The sequence below is a fragment of the Burkholderia pyrrocinia genome (assembly GCF_003330765.1).
GTDB lineage: Bacteria > Pseudomonadota > Gammaproteobacteria > Burkholderiales > Burkholderiaceae > Burkholderia > Burkholderia pyrrocinia_B.
The window spans coordinates 2,370,941-2,394,337 of the sequence record NZ_CP024903.1 but is presented as its reverse complement, the minus strand read 5'-3'; the positions used below and the strand labels follow the sequence as shown (position 1 = coordinate 2,394,337).

Annotated in this window: 25 protein-coding genes; 12 read left to right on the top strand and 13 right to left on the bottom strand. The window is 66.6% G+C overall.

Features of this window, described 5'->3' with window-relative positions:
* Nucleotides 1-20 precede the first annotated feature (20 nt).
* A complete protein-coding gene (locus CUJ89_RS28465; protein ID WP_114180630.1) occupies nucleotides 21-452 on the bottom strand; it encodes a MarR family winged helix-turn-helix transcriptional regulator in 432 nt (143 codons plus the stop codon).
* An 81-nt stretch (nucleotides 453-533) separates the two neighbouring features.
* Nucleotides 534-1,454, bottom strand: a complete 921-nt coding sequence (locus CUJ89_RS28460) for a LysR family transcriptional regulator (RefSeq protein WP_114180629.1) — start codon at nucleotides 1,452-1,454, stop codon at nucleotides 534-536.
* A 112-nt stretch (nucleotides 1,455-1,566) separates the two neighbouring features.
* On the opposite strand from CUJ89_RS28460, the gene CUJ89_RS28455 reads away from it, so the two are divergent.
* The 3 genes from CUJ89_RS28455 (at nucleotide 1,567) to CUJ89_RS28445 (ending at nucleotide 3,946) form a co-directional block, all read left to right on the top strand.
* Nucleotides 1,567-1,995, top strand: a complete 429-nt coding sequence (locus tag CUJ89_RS28455) for a MarR family winged helix-turn-helix transcriptional regulator (protein ID WP_114180628.1) — start codon at nucleotides 1,567-1,569, stop codon at nucleotides 1,993-1,995.
* Between the two features lie 231 nt (nucleotides 1,996-2,226).
* Entirely contained in the window at nucleotides 2,227-3,474 is a 1,248-nt protein-coding gene (locus CUJ89_RS28450) for an aconitase X (protein WP_114180627.1), read from the top strand.
* A complete protein-coding gene (locus CUJ89_RS28445; protein ID WP_114180626.1) occupies nucleotides 3,467-3,946 on the top strand; it encodes an aconitase X swivel domain-containing protein in 480 nt (159 codons plus the stop codon). Before CUJ89_RS28450 ends, CUJ89_RS28445 begins: the two co-directional genes overlap by 8 nt.
* A 100-nt stretch (nucleotides 3,947-4,046) precedes the next feature.
* On the opposite strand, the gene CUJ89_RS28440 is transcribed toward CUJ89_RS28445, so the two are convergent.
* The 3 genes from CUJ89_RS28440 to CUJ89_RS28430 all read right to left on the bottom strand — a co-directional run bounded on the left by CUJ89_RS28440 (nucleotide 4,047) and on the right by CUJ89_RS28430 (nucleotide 6,467).
* Complete coding sequence (locus CUJ89_RS28440; protein WP_114180625.1) at nucleotides 4,047-4,649, bottom strand: hypothetical protein; 603 nt, start codon at nucleotides 4,647-4,649, stop codon at nucleotides 4,047-4,049.
* Nucleotides 4,646-5,191 (bottom strand): hypothetical protein, encoded by a 546-nt coding sequence (locus CUJ89_RS28435; protein ID WP_236654981.1) that lies wholly within the window; start codon nucleotides 5,189-5,191, stop codon nucleotides 4,646-4,648. Before CUJ89_RS28435 ends, CUJ89_RS28440 begins: the two co-directional genes overlap by 4 nt.
* 166 nt (nucleotides 5,192-5,357) lie before the next feature.
* Nucleotides 5,358-6,467 (bottom strand): AraC family transcriptional regulator, encoded by a 1,110-nt coding sequence (locus CUJ89_RS28430; RefSeq protein ID WP_114180623.1) that lies wholly within the window; start codon nucleotides 6,465-6,467, stop codon nucleotides 5,358-5,360.
* Nucleotides 6,468-6,542: 75 nt separating this feature from the next.
* Here CUJ89_RS28430 and CUJ89_RS28425 point away from each other — a divergent pair, with 75 nt between their 5' ends.
* Nucleotides 6,543-8,576 (top strand): NADPH-dependent 2,4-dienoyl-CoA reductase, encoded by a 2,034-nt coding sequence (locus CUJ89_RS28425; RefSeq protein ID WP_114180622.1) that lies wholly within the window; start codon nucleotides 6,543-6,545, stop codon nucleotides 8,574-8,576.
* Between the two features lie 123 nt (nucleotides 8,577-8,699).
* Here the strand turns inward: CUJ89_RS28425 and CUJ89_RS28420 are convergent, their stop codons facing one another.
* Together CUJ89_RS28420 and CUJ89_RS28415 are read right to left on the bottom strand one after the other, a co-directional pair.
* On the bottom strand, nucleotides 8,700-9,110 hold the full coding sequence (locus CUJ89_RS28420) for a DUF2471 family protein (RefSeq protein WP_114180621.1): 411 nt from the start codon (nucleotides 9,108-9,110) through the stop codon (nucleotides 8,700-8,702).
* A gap of 221 nt (nucleotides 9,111-9,331) precedes the next feature.
* On the bottom strand, nucleotides 9,332-10,225 hold the full coding sequence (locus CUJ89_RS28415) for a LysR family transcriptional regulator (RefSeq protein WP_114180620.1): 894 nt from the start codon (nucleotides 10,223-10,225) through the stop codon (nucleotides 9,332-9,334).
* Nucleotides 10,226-10,316: 91 nt separating this feature from the next.
* On the opposite strand from CUJ89_RS28415, the gene CUJ89_RS28410 reads away from it, so the two are divergent.
* Complete coding sequence (locus CUJ89_RS28410) at nucleotides 10,317-11,096, top strand: NAD(P)H-dependent oxidoreductase (protein ID WP_114180619.1); 780 nt, start codon at nucleotides 10,317-10,319, stop codon at nucleotides 11,094-11,096.
* 136 nt (nucleotides 11,097-11,232) lie between these two features.
* Here CUJ89_RS28410 and catC read toward each other — a convergent pair whose 3' ends face one another.
* The 3 genes from catC to CUJ89_RS28395 are packed head-to-tail and all read right to left on the bottom strand — an operon-like array spanning nucleotide 11,233 to nucleotide 13,635.
* Entirely contained in the window at nucleotides 11,233-11,523 is a 291-nt protein-coding gene (gene catC, locus CUJ89_RS28405; protein ID WP_114180618.1) for a muconolactone Delta-isomerase, read from the bottom strand.
* 43 nt (nucleotides 11,524-11,566) lie between these two features.
* Nucleotides 11,567-12,469 carry a catechol 1,2-dioxygenase gene (catA, locus tag CUJ89_RS28400; protein WP_114180617.1) on the bottom strand — a complete coding sequence of 301 codons (903 nt, stop codon included), beginning with the start codon at nucleotides 12,467-12,469 and terminating at the stop codon, nucleotides 11,567-11,569.
* A 32-nt stretch (nucleotides 12,470-12,501) separates the two neighbouring features.
* Nucleotides 12,502-13,635, bottom strand: a complete 1,134-nt coding sequence (locus tag CUJ89_RS28395) for a muconate/chloromuconate family cycloisomerase (RefSeq protein ID WP_114180616.1) — start codon at nucleotides 13,633-13,635, stop codon at nucleotides 12,502-12,504.
* Nucleotides 13,636-13,726: 91 nt separating this feature from the next.
* Between CUJ89_RS28395 and CUJ89_RS28390 the strand changes: the two genes are divergently transcribed.
* Nucleotides 13,727-14,617: a LysR family transcriptional regulator gene (locus CUJ89_RS28390; RefSeq protein WP_114180615.1), complete on the top strand. Its 891-nt coding sequence runs from the start codon at nucleotides 13,727-13,729 to the stop codon at nucleotides 14,615-14,617.
* A 143-nt stretch (nucleotides 14,618-14,760) separates the two neighbouring features.
* Here CUJ89_RS28390 and andR read toward each other — a convergent pair whose 3' ends face one another.
* On the bottom strand, nucleotides 14,761-15,720 hold the full coding sequence (gene andR / locus CUJ89_RS28385; RefSeq protein ID WP_114181608.1) for an anthranilate 1,2-dioxygenase regulatory protein AndR: 960 nt from the start codon (nucleotides 15,718-15,720) through the stop codon (nucleotides 14,761-14,763).
* A 210-nt stretch (nucleotides 15,721-15,930) separates the two neighbouring features.
* On the opposite strand from andR, the gene andAc reads away from it, so the two are divergent.
* The 5 genes from andAc to CUJ89_RS28360 all read left to right on the top strand — a co-directional run bounded on the left by andAc (nucleotide 15,931) and on the right by CUJ89_RS28360 (nucleotide 20,683).
* Nucleotides 15,931-17,202 (top strand): anthranilate 1,2-dioxygenase large subunit AndAc, encoded by a 1,272-nt coding sequence (gene andAc, locus CUJ89_RS28380; protein ID WP_114180614.1) that lies wholly within the window; start codon nucleotides 15,931-15,933, stop codon nucleotides 17,200-17,202.
* 14 nt (nucleotides 17,203-17,216) lie between these two features.
* Nucleotides 17,217-17,693 (top strand): anthranilate 1,2-dioxygenase small subunit AndAd, encoded by a 477-nt coding sequence (andAd, locus tag CUJ89_RS28375; RefSeq protein ID WP_114180613.1) that lies wholly within the window; start codon nucleotides 17,217-17,219, stop codon nucleotides 17,691-17,693.
* A gap of 17 nt (nucleotides 17,694-17,710) precedes the next feature.
* Nucleotides 17,711-18,037 (top strand): anthranilate 1,2-dioxygenase ferredoxin subunit AndAb, encoded by a 327-nt coding sequence (gene andAb, locus CUJ89_RS28370; RefSeq protein WP_114180612.1) that lies wholly within the window; start codon nucleotides 17,711-17,713, stop codon nucleotides 18,035-18,037.
* Nucleotides 18,027-19,247, top strand: coding sequence for an anthranilate 1,2-dioxygenase system ferredoxin--NAD(+) reductase (gene andAa, locus CUJ89_RS28365; RefSeq protein ID WP_114180611.1), 1,221 nt, complete (start codon nucleotides 18,027-18,029; stop codon nucleotides 19,245-19,247). The genes andAb and andAa overlap by 11 nt, the downstream gene beginning before the upstream one ends.
* 149 nt (nucleotides 19,248-19,396) lie before the next feature.
* A complete protein-coding gene (locus CUJ89_RS28360; protein WP_114180610.1) occupies nucleotides 19,397-20,683 on the top strand; it encodes a DUF445 domain-containing protein in 1,287 nt (428 codons plus the stop codon).
* A 48-nt stretch (nucleotides 20,684-20,731) separates the two neighbouring features.
* On the opposite strand, the gene CUJ89_RS28355 is transcribed toward CUJ89_RS28360, so the two are convergent.
* Entirely contained in the window at nucleotides 20,732-21,031 is a 300-nt protein-coding gene (locus CUJ89_RS28355; protein WP_114180609.1) for an addiction module antidote protein, read from the bottom strand.
* 3 nt (nucleotides 21,032-21,034) lie between these two features.
* Complete coding sequence (locus tag CUJ89_RS28350; RefSeq protein WP_321970390.1) at nucleotides 21,035-21,352, bottom strand: type II toxin-antitoxin system RelE/ParE family toxin; 318 nt, start codon at nucleotides 21,350-21,352, stop codon at nucleotides 21,035-21,037.
* Between the two features lie 384 nt (nucleotides 21,353-21,736).
* Here CUJ89_RS28350 and CUJ89_RS28340 point away from each other — a divergent pair, with 384 nt between their 5' ends.
* Entirely contained in the window at nucleotides 21,737-23,377 is a 1,641-nt protein-coding gene (locus CUJ89_RS28340) for an acetolactate synthase large subunit (protein WP_114180607.1), read from the top strand.
* Nucleotides 23,378-23,397 lie beyond the last annotated feature (20 nt).

Sequence of the window (23,397 nt, the reverse complement as noted above, 5' to 3'; positions counted from 1 at the left end):
GCGTCGATCGGGGAAAGGGGTTAGCGTTCCGGCAGGTTGTGCGTGATCCGGAACAACTCGTCTCTGAGTCGGGCGGCCTGTTGCGACCCGAACCGCTGCTCGAACGCTTGCTGTGCGGCGAGCCAGTGTGCGTGCGCGTCGGCGATCTTCGTTTCGCCATGCGCGGTCAGCGCGAACGTCTGGCGGCGGTGCGGTGGCTCGATCCGGCCCGCCACCAGCGCCGCACCGACGAGCGGTTTGAGCGCGCGCAGCAGCGCGGTGCGTTCGATCACGAGCACGGCCGACAGCGTCGCCATCGTCAGGCCCGGCCGATCGCGCAGCAGCGCGAGGATGCTGTACTGCGACGCCGTCACGCCCGCCCGCGACAGGTAACGCTCGTAGAACTGCGAGATCCGGCGGGCGGCTTGCCGGACCGCGAAGCAATCGTCGTCGGTGAGCGTGGTCTTGTGCATGTACACATATTAAGTGGCACGACGGCGCGAAGCGATGGCCGGTGCCGGATCAGATTGGTGTCACGGCTGTACCAATCGAATTCAGGCCGCCGCCGGCACGATCCAGCCTTCGCGGTCGCAATAGGCGGCCGTGTAGTCGATGAACGCCTTGACCTTCGCGGGCAGCAGCGCGCGGTTCGCGTACGCGAGCTTGATCTCGACGAATGCGTCGACGAGATCGGCGCCTTCGAGCAACTGCACGAGCGCGCCCGATGCGAGTTCGGCTTCGACGAGCGTTTTCGGCACGACGCCGATGCCGAAGTCGTGCATCACCATTTCGCGGTTGAAGACGGGGCTGTTCGACGAGATGTCGAAACGGAACGGCACGGTCAGCAGGTCGCCGTCGACGCGGAACGACAGTGCGGGCCGGCGCAGCGACGGCGATATCGGCACGAACGCATGGTCGGCGAGGTCGGCCGGCGCGACGGGGCGCTGATGTGCGCGCAGATACGCGGGCGTCGCGACGATCACGACCGGAATGCGCTCGACCAGCCGCACGACAGTCGATTCGCTCGTCAGCATGTACGGCACGACGATGCCGAGGTCGTAGCCTTCGCCGACGAGATCGACCGGGCGCTCGGTCAGCGTGACGTCGAGGCGCACCTTCGGGTGCGCGGCCTTGAAGCCGGCGATCAGCGGCACGAGCCGGTTCAGCGCGGCCGTCGTATGCGCGACGAGGCGCAGCAGGCCTTCGGGCTCGCGCGTCTGCGTTTGCGCTTCCACTTCGAGCGCGTCGAGTTCGTCCAGCACGGCCGCGCAGCGCTCGTAAATGCGCTCGGCCGTCTCGGTCAGCGACACCTGGCGCGTGGTCCGATGCAGCAGCCGGCTGCCGAAGCGCGCCTCGAGATCCGCCACCGCGCGCGACACGACAGGGCGGGCGAGCCCGTGCATGTCGGCGGCGCGCGTGAAGCTGCGCATTTCCACCACCGACCGGAAAATCCGCAGCTTGTCGATGTAGTCCATGTCGGTCTCCTTGGCGCGATGGCGGGGTGCCGGACGCGCTCGGCCGGCCACCGGCCTCGTTACGGCGGAGTGTACATTGACTTTATGCATATGCACATATAAATTGCGGAGCATGGACGACACTCACATTGCCAATGCATGCAATTGCCTCGCGCTTCGACAGGCGACGCGATTCGTCACGCAACTTTACGAACGCCATCTGGCCCCGGTCGGCGTCACGCCCGCGCAGTTCTCGATCATGGCGATGCTGACGCGCCGGCCCGGCACGCTGATGAGCGAACTCGCCGATTGCCTCGTGATGGACCGCACGACGCTGCTGCGCGCGCTGAAGCCGCTGCAGCGGGACGGTTTCGTCGCGACGGCCGCGTCCGAGCACGATACGCGCGCGCATGCGCTGAGCCTCACGAAACTCGGCGAGCGCACGTTCGCGCAGGCGAAAGTCGCGTGGCAGGCCGCACAGGACGAATTCGAGACGCAGTTCGGCCAGGGGCGCGCGAAGGCGTTGCGCGATGAACTGTTCAGCCTCACCGCGCAACGTTAGGCGGGCGGGCGACCGCATCCGGGGTCACGCGTTGCGACGAACTGGAGCGGAATCCGATCCATCGGGCGCTTTGGCGGCTTCGAAGTGCGGATTCTCGATATTCACGAACGAAAATTGGTTTTTAAATTATCCGGATTGACAGTGATCTGGACAGTTTTTATTTCCAGTTGTAGAGTCCTCTGACGGATTTCACGGGCCGGCGCCGCCGGCACGCGTCACGAGGAGCAACCGATGCTGCAGTTGAGTGACCGCGACGACGCCATGTTGCGCGGGGATTTCGGCGACGGCGTCGCGCGCGCGATGCGGATCGTCGCGCGCACGGCGGAAGTGATGTCCGCGCCGCACCTGATCGACATTACGTCGGCGCATATCGACGGCTGTCTTTACCACGGCCAGACCAGTCTCGATTTCGTCGAGTATTTCGTCGACACGGGTGCGAAGGTCGCGGTGCCGACCACGTTGAACGTCGGGTCGCTCGACCTGATCCATCCCGAGCTGTACCACGGCGACCGCACGATCCAGCGCGATGCGCAGCGCCTGATGGACGCGCATCTGCAACTCGGCTGCGAATCGAGTTTTACCTGCGCGCCGTATCAGTTGAAAAACCGTCCGGCAAGGGGCGAGCAGATCGCGTGGGCCGAATCCAATGCGATCGTGTTCGCGAACTCGGTGCTCGGCGCGCGCACGAGCCGGTATGGCGATTTTCTCGATCTGGCCGCCGCGATCACCGGGCGCGCGCCGTATGCGGGGCTGCATGTCGAAGCGAACCGCGTCGCGCGGATCGTGTTCAACGCGCCGGACTTCAGCCGCCTGCCGTCGCGCGATATCTATTTCGCCGCGCTCGGGTTGCTGATCGGCAAGATCGCGGGCGCGGTCGTGCCGGCGATCGTCGGGCTGCCGGCGGACACCACTGAAGACGAACTCAAGGCGCTGGGCGCGGCCGCCGCATCGAGCGGGGCCGTCGCGCTGTTCCATGCGGTCGGCGTGACGCCCGAGGCGCCGACGCTCGACGCTGCATTGCACGGGCACGCGGCGCAACGGACGGTCGACGTCGCGATGGCCGATCTCGACGAGATTCGCCGCACGCTGAACCACGGCGCGGACGGCGACGCGCTCGTCGCGGTGGCGCTCGGCACGCCGCATTTCTCGCTGGCTGAATTCCGCACGCTCGACGCGTTGCTCGACGCATTCGACGGCAAGCCGGCGTGCGATTTCTACGTGAACACGAGCCGGTTCATTTTGTGGGAGCTGGAAGAATGCGGCCTGGCGAGCAAGTTCGCCGCGCGCGGCATCCAGATCGTGGTCGACACCTGCACGTACATCACGCCCGTGATGAAGCAACTGTCGGGGCTGGTGATGACCAACTCGGGGAAATGGGCGTCGTATGCGCCGGCGAACATTGGCGTCACGGTGGCGTACGGCAGCATGCGCGAATGCGTGCGGTCGGCATACGAAGGAAAGGTGCGATTCGATGGCTGAAACGGCGGGCAAGGGTTTGACGGGCGACACGCTTGTGCCGGGCAGCGCGTGCGCGCCCCCGTTCGTGCTCGACAAGCCGCTCAGTTTCTGGGGCGGCTACGACTCGGGCGCGGGCAAGATCGTCGATCGCGGGCATCCGCAAGCCGGCGCGAGTCTCGCCGGCAAGGTGATGGTGATGCCGCATGCGAAGGGCTCGAGTTCGAGCAGCAGCGTGCTCGCGGAAGCCGTACGCAACGGCACGGGGCCCGTCGGGATCGTGCTGAAGGAGCGCGACCTGATCATCTCGATCGGCGCGATCGTGGCCGCCGAGCTGTATGCGATCGCGGTGCCGGTGGTGTGCGTGACGGATGACGTCTACGACGCGATCGTCGCCGCAACCGGAGAGGTGCGGATCGAAGCGGGCGACGGGGACGGCGGCGCGCGGATTTATCTGGGCGACGATGCGCGTTCGGGCGGATCCGGTTTGACCTGAACGAACGGCGCGCGCTGACGGCGAGTCGAGCGGTGACCGCGGCGATGCGATCGGGGGCGTGCAGCCTCGTTCGCCGGCGCAGTGGCCGCGCGTGGCCCGGTCAGATGAAGCGCACGTGCCGGGTTTCTTCCTGCGTGAACGAGAGCGCTTTCGTTGCCGCGTTCATTTCGCGTTTGCCGCCCGGCTGCGCCAGTCTTCTGATTTCGGGCCACACGATCACGCCGAACAGGATGCGCAGGATCGCACTGAGCACGCACAAACCGATTGCACTCGCGCTGATCAGCGCAAACACGTCGAACATCGACTCCGTGCTGAGCGTCACCACGGATACGATCCCGCTGATCACGGCGGCGGCGACCACGCAGCTGAACATGACAACGAGGTCGGCCCGGGCGCTGGCGACTTTGGCGGGGCGCAGCAGATAAGCCGAACCGTCGGTCATGTTGCGGATGCCATAGACGATCGGGTGATCCTGGCCGTCTGCATAGGCGACATTCAATCGATCGCCGTCGGCGATGAACAGGCGCGTCGTCCGGTTGGTCCTGAACACGAGGGGGGACGCGAGCGAATCGAGCTGGAGCGTGATTTCCTCGATACTTTGCGTGGTCGCGCCCAGGTTGTTGCTCCAGACCTTCGTCTCGATCGATTGCTGGCCGATTGCCGTCACGCGGCCGGATGCGGTCTGCATGGCCTGGTTCGTCATGGGCTGCTCCGCTCCATGTCGAGGCCGGACGGTTCGCATGACCAGCTATCCTGGGCTTCGCGTCGCTGCGGCTGGAAGATCAGGTCGGACAAGCCGCCGATGGCGAGCAGGTTGCCCACCAGACTGATGATGGCCGCGACAGTGGACAGTGCCGAGACGAACGCCCAACCGGAATGAAGTGCCGCGGCAGCGATACCCAGGCTCAGCACGAGCAGGCACGACGCCCAGGCAAGAAGCGACAGGTTCCGCCGCTTTTGCGCGACCGCATCGTACGGCGCGACGGCAAGGTTGCCGCTCCTGATCCAGGCGATCCGGCGACGGCCGCGGTGCTCGAATATGCAGGCACGCGCCGACATGCCGGGCCTCAGTTGCCCGATCTGCTTGAACGCTTCCGCGTCGACGTCGCTGGCCGTGACGAAGTAGCAGACGTTCTGCATCGTCAAACGGTATGGCGGGGTGTTCCTGACATCGGCCTTGACTCGGATGAGGTTGGTATCGACGCGGTCGATCGTGGCCTCGATCAGGTTGGTGCGATTGGGCATGGGTCGGAGAGGGCGCCGGTTCGCGCGGCGTGGTTTTGATGTGGCACCGATCATACGCCAACGGTTTCGGCCGATCGTCCGGTATTGCCGGGTGACGGGTTGCCCGGCGCGCGACGCTGAAATCCGCGTGTAGCCGCAGCCGCACCCTGCCGCCGACGGCTCGGCGTTATTCGCGCACCGGTCCTCTGGTCGCCGCCGACACGATCACTCCGGCCGCCGCTTCCCGATACGCGCTCGGCGTCTGCCCGGCCCAGCGCCGGAACGCGCGCGTGAAATTCGCCGGGTCGGTGAATTGCAGCCGCTCGGCGATCGTTTTCAGGTCGAGATCCGACGCGGCGAGCAACTGCTTCGCATCGCGAAACCGCGCTTCGTCGAGCAATTGCCGATAGCTCGAACCGGCTTCCTCCAGCCGGCGCCGCAGCGTGCGCGTCGACACGAGCAGCGCGTCGGCGAGCGTGTCCGGCCCGGGGTAGTCGCCGGCCCGGCGCGCCAGCTCCGCGCGCACGCGTTCGACCAGATCGCCTTCTTCCTGACGCACCTGCGCATATTCGCGCTCGACCTGCACGAGCGCCTGCCGGTGCGCGACTTCGTCGGCGAGCGGCAGCGGCCAGTCGAGCGCGTCGCGCGCGATCCACAGCGCATTCGCCGCGCAGCCGAATTCGACGGGCGGCAACTGGTCGCGATACCGCGCGAAATAAGCAGGCTCCGGCCACGCGAACCGCAACGCGATCGGCGGCGCGTTGCGCCCGGACCACTGCGAGATGTTCTGCGCGAGCCCCGTCAGCACGAATTCGAACATCACGTGATGCTGCAGGATCGGGCTCGCCTGCACGCCATGCAGTTCGAGCGTCGCGCCGTGTTCGTCCTCCGCATACGTCAAGTGGTACTGGCGATTGCGCATCCGGAAGTAGCGATGGGTGACCTGCAGCGCTTCGCGGGTGTCCCGCGCGGTCAGCGTCGCGTAGCCGAGAAAGCCGTGCACGGTCGGCTTCAGCAGCAGCCCGAATGCGAGCCCGATGCCCGGATCGCCGCCGATCTCGATCGCATTGAGCACGAGCCGCCCCCATTGCGATGGCGCGACGCGTGCGTCCGGTTCGGCCAGCACCGCGTCGCGCAGGCCCGTGCCGGCGCGCACGGCGGCCAGGTCGACGCCGCGCGCGGCCAGCGCCTGCAGCAGCAGGCGCGTATAGGCGACCGGAATCGTCGGCCGGCGCAGCCCGAGGCGGTCCTTGGCGGGTGGAGAAGTCATGTCGTTTTGGCCGGAAATGACAAGCATTATGGCTGTTTGCCCCCTCACGTTCAAGGCGGCGTGCGGCCTACGATTCATGCATTGCTTATTGGCAGGCTCATCATGACGACCCCCTTTCCCCATCTGCTCGCGCCGCTCGATCTCGGCTTCACGACGCTGAAGAACCGCGTGCTGATGGGCTCGATGCACACGGGCCTCGAGGACAGCCGCAAGACGCTGCCGCGGCTCGCCGAATATTTCGCCGAACGCGCGCGCGGCGGCGTCGGCCTGATCGTGACGGGCGGCTTCGCGCCGAACGTGGCCGGCTGGACCAAGCCGTTCGGCGGCACGCTGATGACGTCGGCCGCCGCGCTGCGGCATCGCGAGATCACCGGCGCCGTGCATGCCGAGGACGGCAAGATCGCGCTGCAGATTCTGCACACCGGCCGCTATGGCTATCACCCGTTCGCGGTCGCGCCGTCGAAGATCAAGTCGCCGATCTCGCCGTTCGCGCCGCACGAACTGAGCGCGCGTGGCGTCGAGCGGCAGATCCGCGCGTTCGTCCGCTGCGCGCAGCTCGCGCGCGAAGCCGGCTACGACGGCGTCGAGATCATGGGCTCCGAGGGCTACCTGATCAATCAGTTCATCTCGATGCATACGAACAAGCGCGCCGACCAGTGGGGCGGCTCGTACGAGAACCGCATCCGGCTGCCGATCGAGATCATCGAGCGCACGCGCGAGGCGGTCGGCCGCGACTTCATCCTGATCTACCGGCTGTCGATGCTCGACCTGATTCCGGACGGCAGCGACTGGAGCGAGACCGTGCAGCTCGCGAAGGCCGTCGAGCGCGCGGGCGCGACGATCATCAACACGGGGATCGGCTGGCACGAGGCGCGCGTGCCGACGATCGCGACGTCGGTGCCGCGCGGCGCGTTCGCATGGGTGACGAAGAAGATGAAGGGCGAGGTCGGCATCCCGCTCGTGACGACCAACCGGATCAACCGGCCCGAGGTGGCCGAGCAGATTCTCGCGGATGGCTGCGCGGACATGGTGTCGATGGCGCGCCCGCTGCTCGCGGATGCCGAGTTCGTGGTCAAGGCCGCGCAGGGCCGCGCCGACGAGATCAACACCTGCATCGGCTGCAACCAGGCGTGTCTCGATCACGCGTTCAAGAACAAGATCGCGTCGTGCCTGCTGAATCCGCGCGCGTGCCACGAGACGGAACTGAAGTACGCGCCCGCGCAGCAGCCGAAGCGCATTGCGGTGGTCGGCGCCGGGCCGGCCGGGCTTGCGTGCTCGACCGTGCTCGCGCAGCGCGGCCATCACGTCGACCTGTTCGACGGGGCGTCGGAGATCGGCGGCCAGTTCAACATGGCGAAGCAGATTCCCGGCAAGGAAGAGTTTCATGAAGCGCTGCGCTACTTCGGCCGCCAGGTCGAGCTGACCGGCGTGAACCTGCACCTGAACCGGCGCGTCGACGCGAGCGACCTGATCGCGGGCGGCTACGACGAGATCGTGCTCGCGACCGGCGTGTCGCCGCGCAACCCGAAGATTCCCGGGCAGGACGGGCCGAACGTGCTCAGCTATATCGACGTGCTGGCGGGCAAGCGGCCGGTCGGCCAGCGTGTCGCGGTGGTGGGCGCGGGCGGGATCGGCTTCGACGTCGCGGAGTTTCTCGTGCAGGACGGCGTGTCGCCGGCGCTCGATCTGGACGAGTGGAAGGCCGAATGGGGCGTGACCGATCCGGCGGCGACGCGTGGCGGCGTGACGCGCGCGAAGGCCGCGCCGGCCGCGCGCGACGTGACGCTGCTGCAGCGCAAGGCCGCGCCGCTCGGCAAGGGGCTCGGCAAGACGACGGGCTGGATTCACCGCGCGACGCTGAAGATGAAGCAGGTGAAGATGGTCGGCGGCGTGAACTACGAGCTGATCGATGCGCGCGGGCTGCATGTGTCGTACGGCGAGCAGCGCACCGATCATGAGCTGATCGAAGCCGACACGATCGTGCTCTGCGCCGGGCAGGAGCCGCAGCGCGCGCTGGTCGAACCGCTGCAGGCGGCCGGCCGCTCCGTGCACCTGATCGGCGGCGCGGAACTGGCCGCCGAACTCGATGCGAAGCGCGCGATCGACCAGGGCGCGAGGCTCGCGGCGCGGCTTTGACGGGCGGATGCCTGGTGGTGCGATGGCGCGGCGGCGCGTGGCCGCGATGGCATGTGCGGCCCCCGGGAATCGGCGTTTGCACCGGCGCGGCCTGACCGGAAGGGAAGGCCGCGCCGGCCGGCATCACTCCATCTCGACGCGTTGCGTCTCGGTTTCTTCCGCTTCGAGCATCGCCTTGACGATCAGATAGACGGCGGGCAGATCGTCGTCGTCGCGTTTCCAGTCGACGGCTTCGTCGATGTCCGCCGCGACCATCCGGCTGTCGCGCAGCCGGATGAACGCATCGACGACGGTCGGGTCGTTGCGGTTCAGGAAACCGGCGTTCGAGAACGCCAGCTCCTCGACATTCAGCAGCGCCTGCCAGCTCATCGTGCGAACCGCCGCCGGATGGCTGCGCCGCCGCAGGCCGAGCGCCCGCTGCGCGGGGGCGCCGACGACGCGCTGAAGATCGACGACCGCCTGCCGCGCGGCGCGCTCGAAGTGGCTCGGGTTGAAGCCGGGTTGCTCGGGATCGAATGCGGATGACTGGAACATGGTCGCCTCACAAAAATCCGTCCGTCGATGGGTGACGGAATTCGGGTCAAATGGTGCAAAAGCACTGTAAATATATACAGTGTTCGAGGCGGTTTCAAGTCCTGAATGAAGAATCCTGCGGGAGGGCGGGGCAGCCATGGCGAAGCCGATCGAAGCCGGCACCCGGGCGCCGTCCGACACGCCCGTTTCTTGCCGCGCCAAATCCGGCCGCCAGATTCAGCCTACACCGCTGCCGCGATGGTCTCGCGCAGCCACCGGTGCGCCGGGTCGCGATGCACGCGCTCGTGCCACAGCATCGACATCTCGTAGCCGGGCACATCGACGGGCGCCTCGACGACCCGCAGCGCCGGCGTGTCGCGCACCAGCCGCTCGGGCAGCATCGCGACGAGATCCGTGCTGGCGACGGCCGACATCACGAACAGGAAATGCGGGACCGACAGCACGACGCGTCGCGTCGCGCCCGCTTGCGCGAGCGCCGCGTCCGTCACGCCGAAGAAGCCGCCGCCGTCGGGCGACACGATCACGTGTTCGAGCGCGCCGAACTGCGCGAGCGTGGGCTTTCGTTTCAGCTTCGGGTGCCCCGCGCGGCCGACGAGCACATAGCGTTCGACGAACAGCGGCAGGCGCCGCATCCCTTCCGGTGAGCCCTCCGTCGTGTGGAACGCCAGATCGATGCCGCTGCTTGCCGCATCGTGTTCGATGCGTGGCGGCACGAGTTCGACCACCGCGAGCCGCGTGCCGGGCGAGGCTGAGCGCAACGTGTGCAGCGCGGGCAGCACGATCGTCGTTTCGCCGTAGTCGGTCGCGGCCACGCGCCAGGTGTTCGTCGCGGTCGCGGGATCGAACGGCGTGGCCGGGAGCACCGCGCGCTCGACCGCGTCGAGCGCTTCCCGCAACGGCTCGCGCAGCGCTTCCGCGCGCGCCGTCGGACGCATGCCGCGCGGCCCGGGCAGCAGCAGCGGATCGCCGAACACGTCGCGCAGCTTCTGCAACTGCACGCTGACCGACGGCTGCGACATGTTCAGCTTCTCGGCCGCCCGCGTGACGTTGTGCTCGGCGAGCAGCACATCGAGCGTCACGAGCAGGTTCAGATCCAGTCGCCTGAGATTGTTCATCGATATACCTGGAATATCGGAAATTCATTTCCAATATACCTGCGGCAACGGCATCCTGCAGTCATTCAATTCAATCCACGGAGTACCGAACATGAATGTGCTGATCGTTTATGCCCATCCGGAACCGCGTTCGCTGAACGGCGCGCTGCGCGACTTCGCCGTCGAGCATCTCGAAGCGGCCGGCCATGCGGTGCAGGTCACCGATCTGTACGCGATGAACTGGAAGGCCGCGTTCGATGCGAACGATGTGACGGACCGCTCGCCCGACGCACGCTTCGATCCGGCGCTCGACTCGAAGCGCGCGTTCGCGGCGGGTACGCAAAGCGAAGATATCGCGCGCGAACAGGCCAAGCTGAAGTGGGCCGACGCAGTGATCCTGCAGTTTCCGCTGTGGTGGTTCTCGATGCCGGCGATCATGAAGGGCTGGGTCGAGCGCGTGTACGCATACGGTTTCGCCTACGGGGTCGGCGAGCATTCCGATACGCACTGGGGCGATCGCTATGGCGAAGGTTCGCTGGCGGGCAAGCGGGCGATGGTGATCGTCACGGCGGGCGGGTGGGCGTCGCACTACAGCGCGCGCGGCATCAACGGGCCGATCGACGACGTGCTGTTCCCGATTCAGCACGGGATCCTGTATTACCCGGGCTTCGACGTGCTGCCGCCGTTCGTGATCTACCGGACGGGAAAGATGAACGAAACGCGCTTCGAGGAAACGCGCGCGGCGCTCGGCCAGCGTCTCGACGATTTGTGGACGACGCAGCCGATTCCGTTCCGGCGGCAGAACACCGGCGATTACGAAATCCCGGCGTTGACGCTGAAGGCGGAGATCGCGCCGGAGCAGGCGGGGTTTGCGGCGCATCTGGCGGCGTGACGATTGCCCCGCATCCTGATGGCGGGCGACACCGTCAATCGCCGAATGCAAAACGACACGGGCGGCCTGCAAGAACTCGCCGGCCGCCCGCGTCATCCATCTCGCGGCCGCTGGTCACGGCCGCACTCGCCTTTGCTTACCGGTCGTCTTCCCGCACCGACGAAGGATGCCGGCACAGCGCCCGCACTTCGAGCTCCATATACGGAAACAGCGGCAGCTGACTCAGCAAGTCATGCAGTTGCTGCACGCTCTCGACATCGAAAATACTGACGTTCGCATACCGCCCGGCGATGCGCCACAGATGCCGCCAGATTCCTTCGTTCATCAGGCGCTGGCACATCGCCTTCTCGTCCGCCTTCAGCGTCGCCGCCTTGACCGGATCCATGTCCGTCGGCAGACGGACGGTCATTTCCACATGAAACAGCATCCTGCACTCCTTGCGTTGTCGGTTCGTCGAATGAGAGGCCCGCTCAGGCCTGCGCGCGCAGACGCTCGACTTCGCTCGCCGGCACGTCCTGCTTTTCCTTGAGCAGCGAGAAATCGAAATCGATCAGCGCGAACTGCCCGTCGACGCCATACGGCTTGCCTTCCGCGCCTTCGGCCTGCTTGACCGCCGGGATCAGCCCTTCGCGCGTCGCGAATGCGAAGTCGTCCCACAGATGCGGATCGCCTTCGATGTTGATCTGCGTCGTCAGCTTACGATAACCGTCCGCCGAAACGAAGAAGTGAATGTGCGCCGGACGATGGCCGTGGCGGCCGAGCTGGTCGAGCAGCTGTTCGGTCTTGCTGCCCGGCGGCACGCTGTAGCCGACCGGCAGCACGCTACGGAAGCTGTAGCGGCCTTCGGCGTCGGTGCGGATCGAGCGACGCAGGTTGAACGCGGGCTGCGATTGATCGAAGTACGAATAGTTGCCGAGATGGTTCGCATGCCACACCTCGACCAGCGCGTTCGCGATCGGCGCGCCGTCGTTGCCGAGCACCTGGCCGCGCATGATGAGCGTCTGGCCCGGATCGGTGCCGTCGTCGAGACGCGCATGGCCGGCCGATTCCGGTGCGCCGGCGACGTACAGCGGCCCTTCGATCGTGCGTGGCGTGCCGCCCTGGACGCCGGCCTTTTCCTCGGCCTCGTCCATCCGCACGTCGAGGAAGCGCTCGAGGCCGAGGCCCGCGGCGATCAGCCCGAATTCCCGGCCGGCTTCGTTCAGGTAGTTGAGCGCAGTCCAGAATTCGCTCGGCTGCACGTCGAAATCCTCGATCGTGTAGCAGATGTCCTTCACGATCCGGTTGACGATCGCGCGCACGCGCGGGTCGCCGGGTTTCTCGGCGGCGTCGTCGAAGGTTTTCAGCAGTGCGTCGATGGCTTGCTTGTTCATCTGTGTCTCCGGTTTCGGTTGTCGTGTGGGGATCAGCGGGCGTCGCGTCGCATCCGTTCGATGCGGGCCCAGTCGAAGGTGATGCCGAGGCCGGGCGTCGCCGGCAGGTGCAGCTTGAAATCCTGGTAACGCAGCGGCTCGACGAGGATTTCCTCGGTGAGTAGCAGCGGGCCAAACAGCTCGGTGCCCCATTTCAGCGAGTCGAACGTGCTGAACAGTTGCGCGGACGCCATCGTGCCGGCCGCGCCCTCGAGCATCGTGCCGCCGTACAGTTCGATGCCGGCCGCCGACGCGATCGACGCGACGCTCGCCGCGCCCTGCAGGCCGCCCGATTGCGCGATCTTCACCGCGAACACGTCGGCCGCGCGATCCTGCGCGAGCGCGAACGCATCGACGGGGCCGTGCAGCGCCTCGTCGGCCATGATCGGAACCTGCGCGAGCTGCGTGAGGCGTTTCAGTCCCGCGCGGTTGGTCGCGGCGATCGGCTGCTCGACGAGGCTCACGCCGGCGTCCGCAAGCCGCGCGCCGGCCCGGATCGCGTCGGTTTCGGTCCACGCCTGGTTGACGTCGACGCGCACGTCGCCGCGATCGCCGAGCGCGCGCTTGATCGCGATCACGTGCGCGACGTCGTCGTCGACCGCGTTCGAGCCGATCTTCAGCTTGAACGCGCGATGGCGACGCGCGTCGAGCATCGCCTCGGCTTCCGCGATGTCGCGCTGCGTGTCGCCGCTCGCGAGCGTCCATGCGACATCGACGGCATCGGTCCTGCGGCCGCCGAACAACTCGGACAACGGCACGCCGAGACGGCGCGCCTGCGCGTCGAACAGCGCGGTCTCGATCGCGCACTTCGCGAAGCGGTTGCCCTGGAACAGCTTGCGCGCGCGCGCCATCGCGGCGCCCGGGCGTGTCGCGTCCATGCCCTGCAGCAGCGGGGCGAAGTACGTGTCGATGTTGACCTTGATGCTTTCCGGGCTCTCCTCGCCGTACGCGAGGCCGCCGATGGTCGTCGCCTCGCCGACGCCTTCGATACCGTCCGTGCATCGAACACGGACCAGCACGAGGGTCTGGCAATTCATCGTGGCGACCGACAATTTGTGGGGCCTGATCGTCGGCACGTCGACCAGCAGCGTCTCGATGCGTTCGATGGTGGCGGCAGTTGCTATCATGCGATTCCTCCTGTTGGTGCACATGGTAGGAATTCCCGCCCCGCGTCGTCCAACACTCTTTCCGACTACTTCCATACCTTTGAGGCATGAAATGGAATTGCGTCAGCTCCGCTACTTCATCGCCGTCGCCGAGGAAATGAACATCACGCGGGCTGCCGAGCGGCTGCACATGACGCAGCCGCCGCTGAGCCGCCAGCTCCAGGCGATCGAGGACGAGATCGGGCTGCCGCTGTTCGAGCGCGGCGCGCGGCCGCTGAAGCTGACGGATGCGGGGCGCGTGTTCTATGCGCAGGCGAAGCGCCTCGTCGACCAGGCCGACGAGCTCGGCCCGCTGACGCGGCGGCTCGCGCAGTTGTCGGAGCGGATCGTGATCGGCTTCGTGCCGTCGACGCTGTACGGCGCGCTGCCGGATGTGATCCGTGCATTCCGCGAGCAGCAGCCGGCCGTCGAGCTGTCGTTGATCGAAATGTTCACGCTCGAACAGCTCGGTGCGCTGAAGGGCGGACGGATCGACGTGGGGTTCGGCCGCCTGCGTTTCGACGACGACCAGCTCGTGCGCGAGGCGCTGATCGAGGAAAAGCTGATCGCGGCACTGCCGGTCGGGCATCCGCTCGCCGATCCGGCCCGGCCGCTGACGCTCGCGGATATCGCGAACGAGACGTTGATCGTCTATCCAAGCACGCCGCGACCGAGCTTCGCGGACCAGCAGCTATCCGCACTGCGCGACGGCGCGCTCGTGCCGGCGGCCGTTCATGAGGTGCGCGAGCTGCAGACGGCGCTCGGGCTGGTCGCCGCCAAGGTTGGCGTATCGCTGGTGCCGGAGAGCGTGGAGGGCGTGCGCGTGAAGGGCGTCGTGTACCGGCCGTTGCCAGAGCCGGCCGCGACGTCGCCGATCATCATGAGCCGCCGGCTGCACGGCGAAAGCGCGGCCACGGCCGCGTTCTGCGCGATTGCGCGGGAGATGATCACGCCGCTGGCGTAACGGTTGGCGTTGATGCTCGAATCGCAACTAACGGTCTATTTCGGCGTGCCCGGGCGAATTCGGAGCGGGCGGCGCGATGCGATGCCGGTCCGACTCATGTCGCGGCCGGCCGGCACGCTGCGCGGTGCGCCGGCGTAGTCCGGCTAACGCTTCCCGTCGAGCGTCTCCGACGGCGACTCGCCAAACTTTTCCCGGTACGCCATCGCGAAGCGGCCGAGGTGCGCAAACCCGCAATCGAGCGCGACATCGGCGATCCGCCGGGCGGACGCCGTGCCGCGCAGCAGTTCGCGCGCATGGTCGAGCCGCGTCGCGCGCAGGTATTGCATCGGGCTCATCCCGCGGAACTGCAGGAATGCGTCGCGCAGCGTCCGTTCCGGCACGTTGGCAGCCTGGACGATATCGGCGAGCTGCAGCGGCTGCGCGTAGTACGCGTTCACGAACTCCTGCGCGCGCCGCACGAAGCCGGGTGCCGGGTCGTGGCGCGACGCGCTCAGCACGGACGGCGGATGGCCTTCGATCAGCAGATCGATCAGCAGGTGCTCGAGCTGCGACCCGACGCGCGGGTTCGCATACGCGCGTTCGAGCAGTTCGGGCGAGCGCGCAACGAGCATCAACTGCTGGCGCCACGCGGCGAGCGCGGCGTCGCTGATGTGCAGTACCGGGTCGAGCGTCGCGCGCGGATCGCCGGTCAGCGAGCCGACGGTCGCTGCGTCGATGCGCAGCACGAACTGCTCGCAGTCGGCGGACAGCACCGCGTCGAAGGGCTCGCCGGGCGCGCACAGCACGCCGGTCTGGCCGTCGACGCCGAGTCGCTGGCCCATCGCGCGCACCTCGGCCTGGCCGGACAGGCAGAACATCAGCAGGTAATAGCCGTCGACCGCGTCGACCTGCACGCGCATCGCGTCGCCGAACGCGATCGTGCCGATCCCGAGCCCGCCGAGCTTGACGAAATCCATGTGCGACGCACCGTGCACGCGCCCGTTCGGCAGCAGCGCATGGGGCTGCATCACGCGCGAGATCCGCTCGCGCGTCTCGTCGAGATCGCGGGATTCGAACAGCCGGTGCGCGCGCAGCGCGAGCGGCTCGAACGACGTTGGGGACATGGGCATCAGCCTTGTTGGGGGCGCGCGCTTCGATCCGACGAATGGGTCGCGATCAGGTGCGGCGTCGCATGTGCCGCCATGCTAGCGCAGAAATCCGCCGAAAGTGGATATTGCGCCGCCGCAATCGCACTTTCCGGATAGACGGCGAATTGTAGCGACTCAAAAATCCGCTCAAGCAGTCAATGAAACCGGATCGACCAGGAGTCCGACATGGAGCAGACAGAATCGCCCGTCGTATTCGCCGCGCGCGGCGACGCATCCGACGTGACCTTCCCGCACGACGACGGCTCGCGCGTGCCATACAAAGTGTTCAGCTCGCAAGCGGTCTACGATCGCGAGCAGGAACGCATCTTCCGCGGGCCGACGTGGAACTTCGTCGCGCTGGAAGCGGAAATCCCGAACGCCGGCGACTTCAAGAGCACGTTCGTCGGCGACACGCCGGTGGTCGTCACGCGCGCCGAGGACGGCACGCTTGCGGCCTGGGTGAACCGCTGCGCGCACCGCGGCGCGCAGGTGTGCCGCAAGTCGCGCGGCAACGCGAGCTCGCATACGTGCGTGTATCACCAGTGGAGTTTCGACAACACGGGCAACCTGCTCGGCGTGCCGTTCCGGCGCGGCCAGAAGGGGATGAGCGGGATGCCGGCCGATTTCGACCCGAAGCAGCACGGGCTGCGCAAGCTGCGCGTCGACAGCTATCACGGGCTCGTGTTCGCGACCTTCAGCGACGACGTGATGCCGCTGCCCGACTATCTCGGCGAGCAGATGCGCCCGTGGATCGACCGGATCTTCCACAAGCCGATCGAGTATCTCGGCTGCACGCGCCAGTATTCGAAGTCGAACTGGAAGCTGTACATGGAGAACGTGAAGGATCCGTATCACGCGAGCATGCTGCACCTGTTCCATACGACCTTCAACATCTTCCGCGTGGGGATGAAGGCGCGCTCGATTCCGGACGCGAACCACGGGCTGCACAGCATCATCACGGTCACGAAGACGAACGACGACACGTCGGCCGCCTACAAGCAGCAGAACATCCGTTCGTTCGACGAGGGTTTCCATCTGGAAGACGAATCGATCCTCGATCTCGTGTCGGAATACGACGAGGACTGCACGAACCATATCCAGCCGATCTTCCCGCAGCTCGTGATCCAGCAGATCCACAACACGCTGGTCGCGCGACAGATCCTGCCGAAGGGCCCCGACAACTTCGAGCTGATCTTCCATTTCTTCGGCTACGCGGACGACACACCCGAGCTGCGCTCACTGCGCATCAAGCAGGCGAACCTCGTCGGGCCGGCCGGCTATATCTCGATGGAGGATACGGAGGCGACCGAGCTGGTGCAGCGCGGCACGGTGCGCGACGGCGACGCGACGTCGGTGATCGAGATGTCGCGCGGCAATCCGGACCAGCAGGACACGGTGATCACCGAAAGCCTGATCCGCAAGTTCTGGGTCGGCTACCAGAAGCTGATGGGCTATTGAAGCGGGAGCGCGAAATGACGGAAGACATGAAGACGTGGTTCGAGATTTACATGCTGCAGAACCGCTATATCAGCCATCTCGACAACGACCGGATCGAGCAGTGGCCCGGGATGTTCACCGAGGACTGCCTGTACGAGATCGTACCGAAGGAAAACGCCGATCTCGGGCTGCCGGTCGGGATCGTGCACTGCACGAACCAGCGGATGCTGCGCGATCGCGTGGTGTCGCTGCGGCACGCGAACATCTTTGAAGAGCACACGTACCGGCACATGACGTCGGGTCTGACGATCGTCGGCGAACGCGACGGCGAGATCGACACCGAGAGCAACTACGTCGTGGTGCAGACGCGCAGCAACGGCGAGTCGAACGTGTACCAGGCCGGCAAGTACTACGACACGGTCGTGCGCACGCCCGACGGGTTGCGCTACAAGACCAAGCGGGTGATCTACGACACGTCGCGCGTGCAGACGCTGCTCGCGACCCCGATCTGACGAAGCAAGGAACCGACATGACCGAAGCAACGCTCGCCGAGTGGCATCCGCTCGGCGCTTACGACGAGTTCTCCGAAGACGAACCGGCGGCGCGCGTCGCCGGCCAGAAGCCGATCGCCGTGTTCCGGATCGGCGACGAACTGTTCGCGATGCACGACCTCTGCACGCACGGCCATGCGCGGCTGTCCGAAGGCTATGTTGAGGATGGCTGCGTCGAATGTCCGCTGCACCAGGGGCTGATCGACATTCGCACCGGCGCGCCGAAATGCGCGCCGATCACCGAGCCGGTGCGGACCTATCCGGTGCGGATCGTCGACGGGCAGGTGGAAGTCAATGTCGACTGACCCGTTCGTGATCGTCGGCGCCGGCCACGCGGCGCGGCGCACGGCCGAAGCGCTGCGCGAACGCGACGCCGCGGCGCGCATCGTGATGATCGGCGCGGAGCGCGAGCTGCCGTACGACCGGCCCGCGCTGTCGAAGGATGCGCTGCTGAGCGACGGCGGCGAGCAGCGTGCGTTCGTGCGCGATGCGGCGTGGTACGACACGCAGCGCATCGAACTGCGGCTCGGCACGCGCGTCGATGCGATCGAGCGCGATGCGCAGCGCGTGCGGCTCGATGACGGTACGACGCTGCCTTACGCGCGACTCGTGCTCGCGACCGGCTCGCGGGTGCGCACGTTCGGCGGGGCGGTCGACGAAGCCGTCGCGCCACACTACGTTCGCACGGTTGACGATGCGCGCAAGTTGCGCGCGCAACTTGTGCCGGGCTGTCGCGTGGCGGTGCTCGGTGGCGGTTTTATCGGCCTCGAGGTCGCGGCCGCGGCGCGCCAGCTCGGTTGCGACGTGACGGTGATCGATCCGGCTGCCCGATTGCTGCAGCGTGCGTTGCCGGCAGTCGTCGGCGCGTATGCGCGTCAGTTGCATGACGCGCGCGGCGTGGCCTTTCAGATGGCGACGCTGCCGCGCGCGATCCGTCGTGCGCCGGCCGGCGGAGCGATCGTCGAGACCGATCGTGGCGACGTGCAGGCCGACATCGTCGTGGTCGGTATCGGGGTGGTGCCCAACATCGAGCTTGCGCAGGCGGCCGGGCTCGACGTCGACAACGGAATACGCGTCGACGCGGGCTGCCGCACGGCCGATGCCGCGATCTTCGCGGCGGGCGAGGTGACGATGCACTTCAACCCGTTGCTCGGGCGTCATGTGCGGATCGAATCGTGGCAGGTTGCCGAAAACCAGCCGGCCGTCGCGGCGGCGAACGTGCTCGGCGCCGACGAGACCTATGCCGAGCTGCCCTGGTTGTGGTCCGATCAGTACGACTGCAACCTGCAGATGCTCGGGCTGTTCGGCAGCGAACGCACGATCGTCGTGCGGGGCGATCCGGCGAGCGGACCGTTCACGGTGTTCGGGTTGGGCGACGACGGCAAGATCGTCGCGGTAGCCGCGGCGAACCTGGGGCGCGACATCGGCGCATCGCGCCGGCTGATCGCGGCGGGGGCGGTGCCCGATCCGGTGAAACTTGGCGATCCGGCGGTGAACCTGAAGACGTTCCTCTGACGGCGCGACGCTGACGGCCGGTGGACGTCACGGCCGGCGGCGATGCGTGCCACACGGGCGGCGGCGGTATCCGGCTGACTCGTGCACGGGTTTGTCGCCGACTGGCGATCAGGGCATATTATCGGCATCGTTTGCCCGATCGCTTGCCCATGACACCAGACAAAGCCCTCGAACTGAAACGAAGCAAGCGCCGCGCGCTGTGGCTGCTGCTGGCCGCGGTCGCGGTGTTCGTCGCGACGATCCTGCTGCCGCGCGGCCCGTGGGTCGACGGCGTCAAGGCCGTGGCCGAGGCCGCGATGGTCGGTGCGCTCGCCGACTGGTTCGCGGTCGTCGCGCTGTTTCGCCGCGTGCCGATCCCGTTCGTGTCGCGCCATACCGAGATCATTCCGAAGAACAAGGACAAGATCGCCGACAACCTCGCGGTGTTCGTGCGCGAGAAGTTCCTCGGCCCCGACGCCCTCGCCGCGCAGATCCGCCAGCACGATCCCGCGCAGAAGCTCGGCGCGTGGCTCGGCGAGCCGGCGAATACCGACGCGCTCGGCGGCTATGTGACGAAGCTGATGAGCTTCGCGCTCGACATGACCGACGACGCGCGGATCCAGTCGTTCGTCCGCGACGCGTTCCGCGCGGTGATCGACCGGGTCGACCTGTCGCAATCGGCCGGCGCGATACTCGACACGCTGACCAAGGACGGCCGTCATCAGGTGCTGCTCGACGACGCGATCGAACAGGTGGTCGACGTGCTCGACCAGGAGGAGAACCGCGAGGTGATCGCGGGCTTCATCGTCGAATGGCTGAAGACGCAGTACCCGAAGGTCGAGAAGATCATGCCGACGCAGTGGTTCGGCGAGAACGGCGCGCGGATGCTCGCGAGCGCGGTGAGCCGCGTGCTGGAGGGCGTGGCGGCCGACCCCGAGCACGAATTGCGGCAGCGCTTCGACCGGACGGTCGTGCGGCTGACCGAGCGGCTGAAGCACGATCCCGTGTTTATCGGGAAGGGCGAGGAGATCAAGCGCTATATTCGCGACGGCGATGCGTTCAACGAGTATGTGCGCGACTTGTGGGACCAGTTGCGCGCGTGGCTGAAGGCCGATCTCGCGCGCCCCGATTCGGCGCTGCACCGGCAGGCCGCGACGCTCGGCGGCTGGCTCGGCGCGCGGCTCGCGGAGAGCCCGGCGCTGCGCGCGTCGCTGAACGAGCACGTCGAGAAAGCCGTGCACGAAATGGCGCCGGATTTCGCCGATTTCCTGATGCGTCATATTCGCGACACGGTGCGCAACTGGGATGCGCGCGAGATGTCGCGGCAGATCGAGCTGAACATCGGCAAGGATCTGCAGTACATCCGCATCAATGGCACGCTGGTCGGCGGGCTGATCGGGCTCGGCTTGTATCTGGTGTCGCTGGTGCCGCGCTGGGCGGCCGGGTGGCTGCATTGACGCGGCCACGGGCATCGCGCAGCGGGCACGATGGCGCGCGCCCGCACATTACGCGTGCGCTTTCGAGCCGTGCAGTTGCAGGCCGAGTGCCTTGATGACCTTCAGGATCGTGCCGAAGCTCGGGTTGCCGTCGTGCGACAGCGCCTTGTACAGCCCTTCGCGCGACAGTCCCGCATCGCGCGCGACCTGCGACATGCCGTGTGCGCGCGCGATCACGCCGAGCGCGTGCGCAATGAAGGCCGGATCGTCGCCGGCTTCCTGAAGGCACGCTTCGAAGTAGTCGGCCATGTCGTCTGCGGTTTTCAGGTGTTCGGCCGAATCCCACGGCCGGGTTTTGATCTTGTCCATCGGTTACTCCATGTCGAGATGCGCGAGCATCGCGTGCGCGGCGCGTATGTCGGCCTGTTGCGTCGATTTATCGCCGCCGCAGAGCAGGATGACCCAGATCGTTCCACGCCGGACGTAGTACACGCGATAGCCGGGGCCATGGTCGATACGCATTTCGACGACCGGTGAGCCAGCGGATTTCCAGTCGCCCGGATTGCCCATCGAGAGACGGTCGATGCGTGCCTGGATACGGCGCTTTGCGACGCGATCCGGCAGCGCGCCGAACCAGGCGTCGAACACGTCGGTGGTTCGGATGCTGAATGCTGGAGCACTGTATGTCATCGATAGCAGCTTGTCAACCATGGTTCACAGTCGTCGGTCGGTTTCCATGACGCTCACCATAAGGCCGCGCGCGCCATTTGTCGGCTCAATGGCCGTCAGGCCGATGTACGTGCGGCACGCGAGCCTGGGGGGCGATGAAAGTCGGCATTTCCCGAATCCGTCTACAATCAAAAACGTCTTTGCCGCCCGTGCGTGCTTACTGCGCGCGGGCGAGTCCGTTCGTCCTTCGGTATCCGGAGGCGCCGCCGCGCAGCGAGCATCGCGCGGCGGGTAGTGCCGTGGTTTGTGTCCAGTAGGTAAAGCGTCCGCGTGCCGTAGGCCGGCGCGCGTTCTGAACGCCGCGCGTCCGTAGGCCGGGCAGGCGGCATCAACCGAGAGTCCCCCATGAAAGCATCGGATCTGTTCGTGAAGGCGCTGGAAGCCGAAGGTGTCGAGTACGTGTTCGGCATTCCCGGCGAGGAAAACCTCGATCTGCTCGAATCGCTGCGGCGATCGAAGATCAAGCTCGTGCTGACCCGGCACGAGCAGGCGGCCGGGTTCATGGCCGCCACCTACGGCCGCCTGACGGGCCGCACCGGCGTGTGTCTCGCGACGCTCGGGCCCGGCGCCACGAACTTCGTGACGGCCGCCGCGTATGCGCAGCTCGGCGGGATGCCGATGCTGATGATCACCGGGCAGAAGCCGATCAAGTCCAGCAAGCAGGGCCACTTCCAGATCGTCGACGTGGTCGACATGATGCAGCCGCTCACGAAGTTCACGCGGCAGATCGTGTCGATCGGTAATATCCCGTCGGCCGTGCGCGAGGCGTTTCGCCGTGCGGAGGAAGAGCGCCCGGGCGCCGCGCACCTCGAACTGCCGGAAGATATCGCGCACGAGGAAGGCGACGGCAAGCCGATCCCGCGCAGCTTCAGCCGGCGGCCGGTGGCCGAGGAGAAGGCGGTTGCGCATGCGGTCGACGCGATCCAGGCCGCGCGCCATCCGCTCCTGATGATCGGCGCGGGCGGCAACCGCAAGACGACCCGCAAGATCCTCGTCGAATTCGTCGACAAGACGGGCATCCCGTTCTTCACGACGCAGATGGGCAAGGGCGTGATCGACGAGTCGCACCCGCTGTGGCTCGGCAACGCGACGCTGTCCGACGGCGACTTCGTGCACCGCGCGATCGAGCATGCGGACTGCATCATCAACGTCGGCCACGACGTGATCGAGAAGCCGCCGTTCTTCATGCGCGCGGACGACAAGACCGTGATCCACGTGAACTTCCTCGGCGCGCAGGTCGATCCCGTCTATTTTCCGCAGATCGAGGTAGTCGGCGACATCGCGAACGCGGTGTGGCAGATGAAGGAGGCGATCGCGCCGCAGCCGCACTGGGATTTCGTGCGTTTCGCGATGATCAAGGAGCATTTCGACGCCCATCTGGAGAAGGGCCAGCACGATCCGCGCTTCCCGATGTACCCGGTGCGGATCGTCAACGACCTGTACACCGCGCTGCCGACCGACGGGATCGTGTGTCTCGACAACGGGATGTACAAGATCTGGTTCGCGCGCTACTGGCGCGCGCACGAGCCGAACTCGCTGCTGCTCGACAACGCGCTCGCGTCGATGGGCGCGGGCCTGCCGTCGGCGATCGCGACGAAGATCGTGCATCCGCAGCGCAAGGTGATCGCCGTGTGCGGCGACGGCGGCTTCATGATGAACTCGCAGGAGCTCGAAACGGCCGTGCGGCTGAAGCTCGACCTCGTCGTGATGATCCTGCGCGACGACGCGTTCGGGATGATCCGCTGGAAGCAGGAGAACATGAACTTCCCCGATTTCGCGATGACGCTGCAGAACCCCGATTTCGTGTCGTATGCGCAAAGCTACGGCGCGCACGGGCATCGCGTCGAATCGGCCGACGATCTCGAGCCGCTGCTGCGCGAGTGCTTGTCGTCGCCGGGCGTGCACGTGATCGACGTGCCGATCGACTACTCGGACAACGAGCGCGTGCTGAACCGCGAGATCAAGCGCCTGTCGGCGCAACTTTGAATTCCCCGTTCACAGGAAGG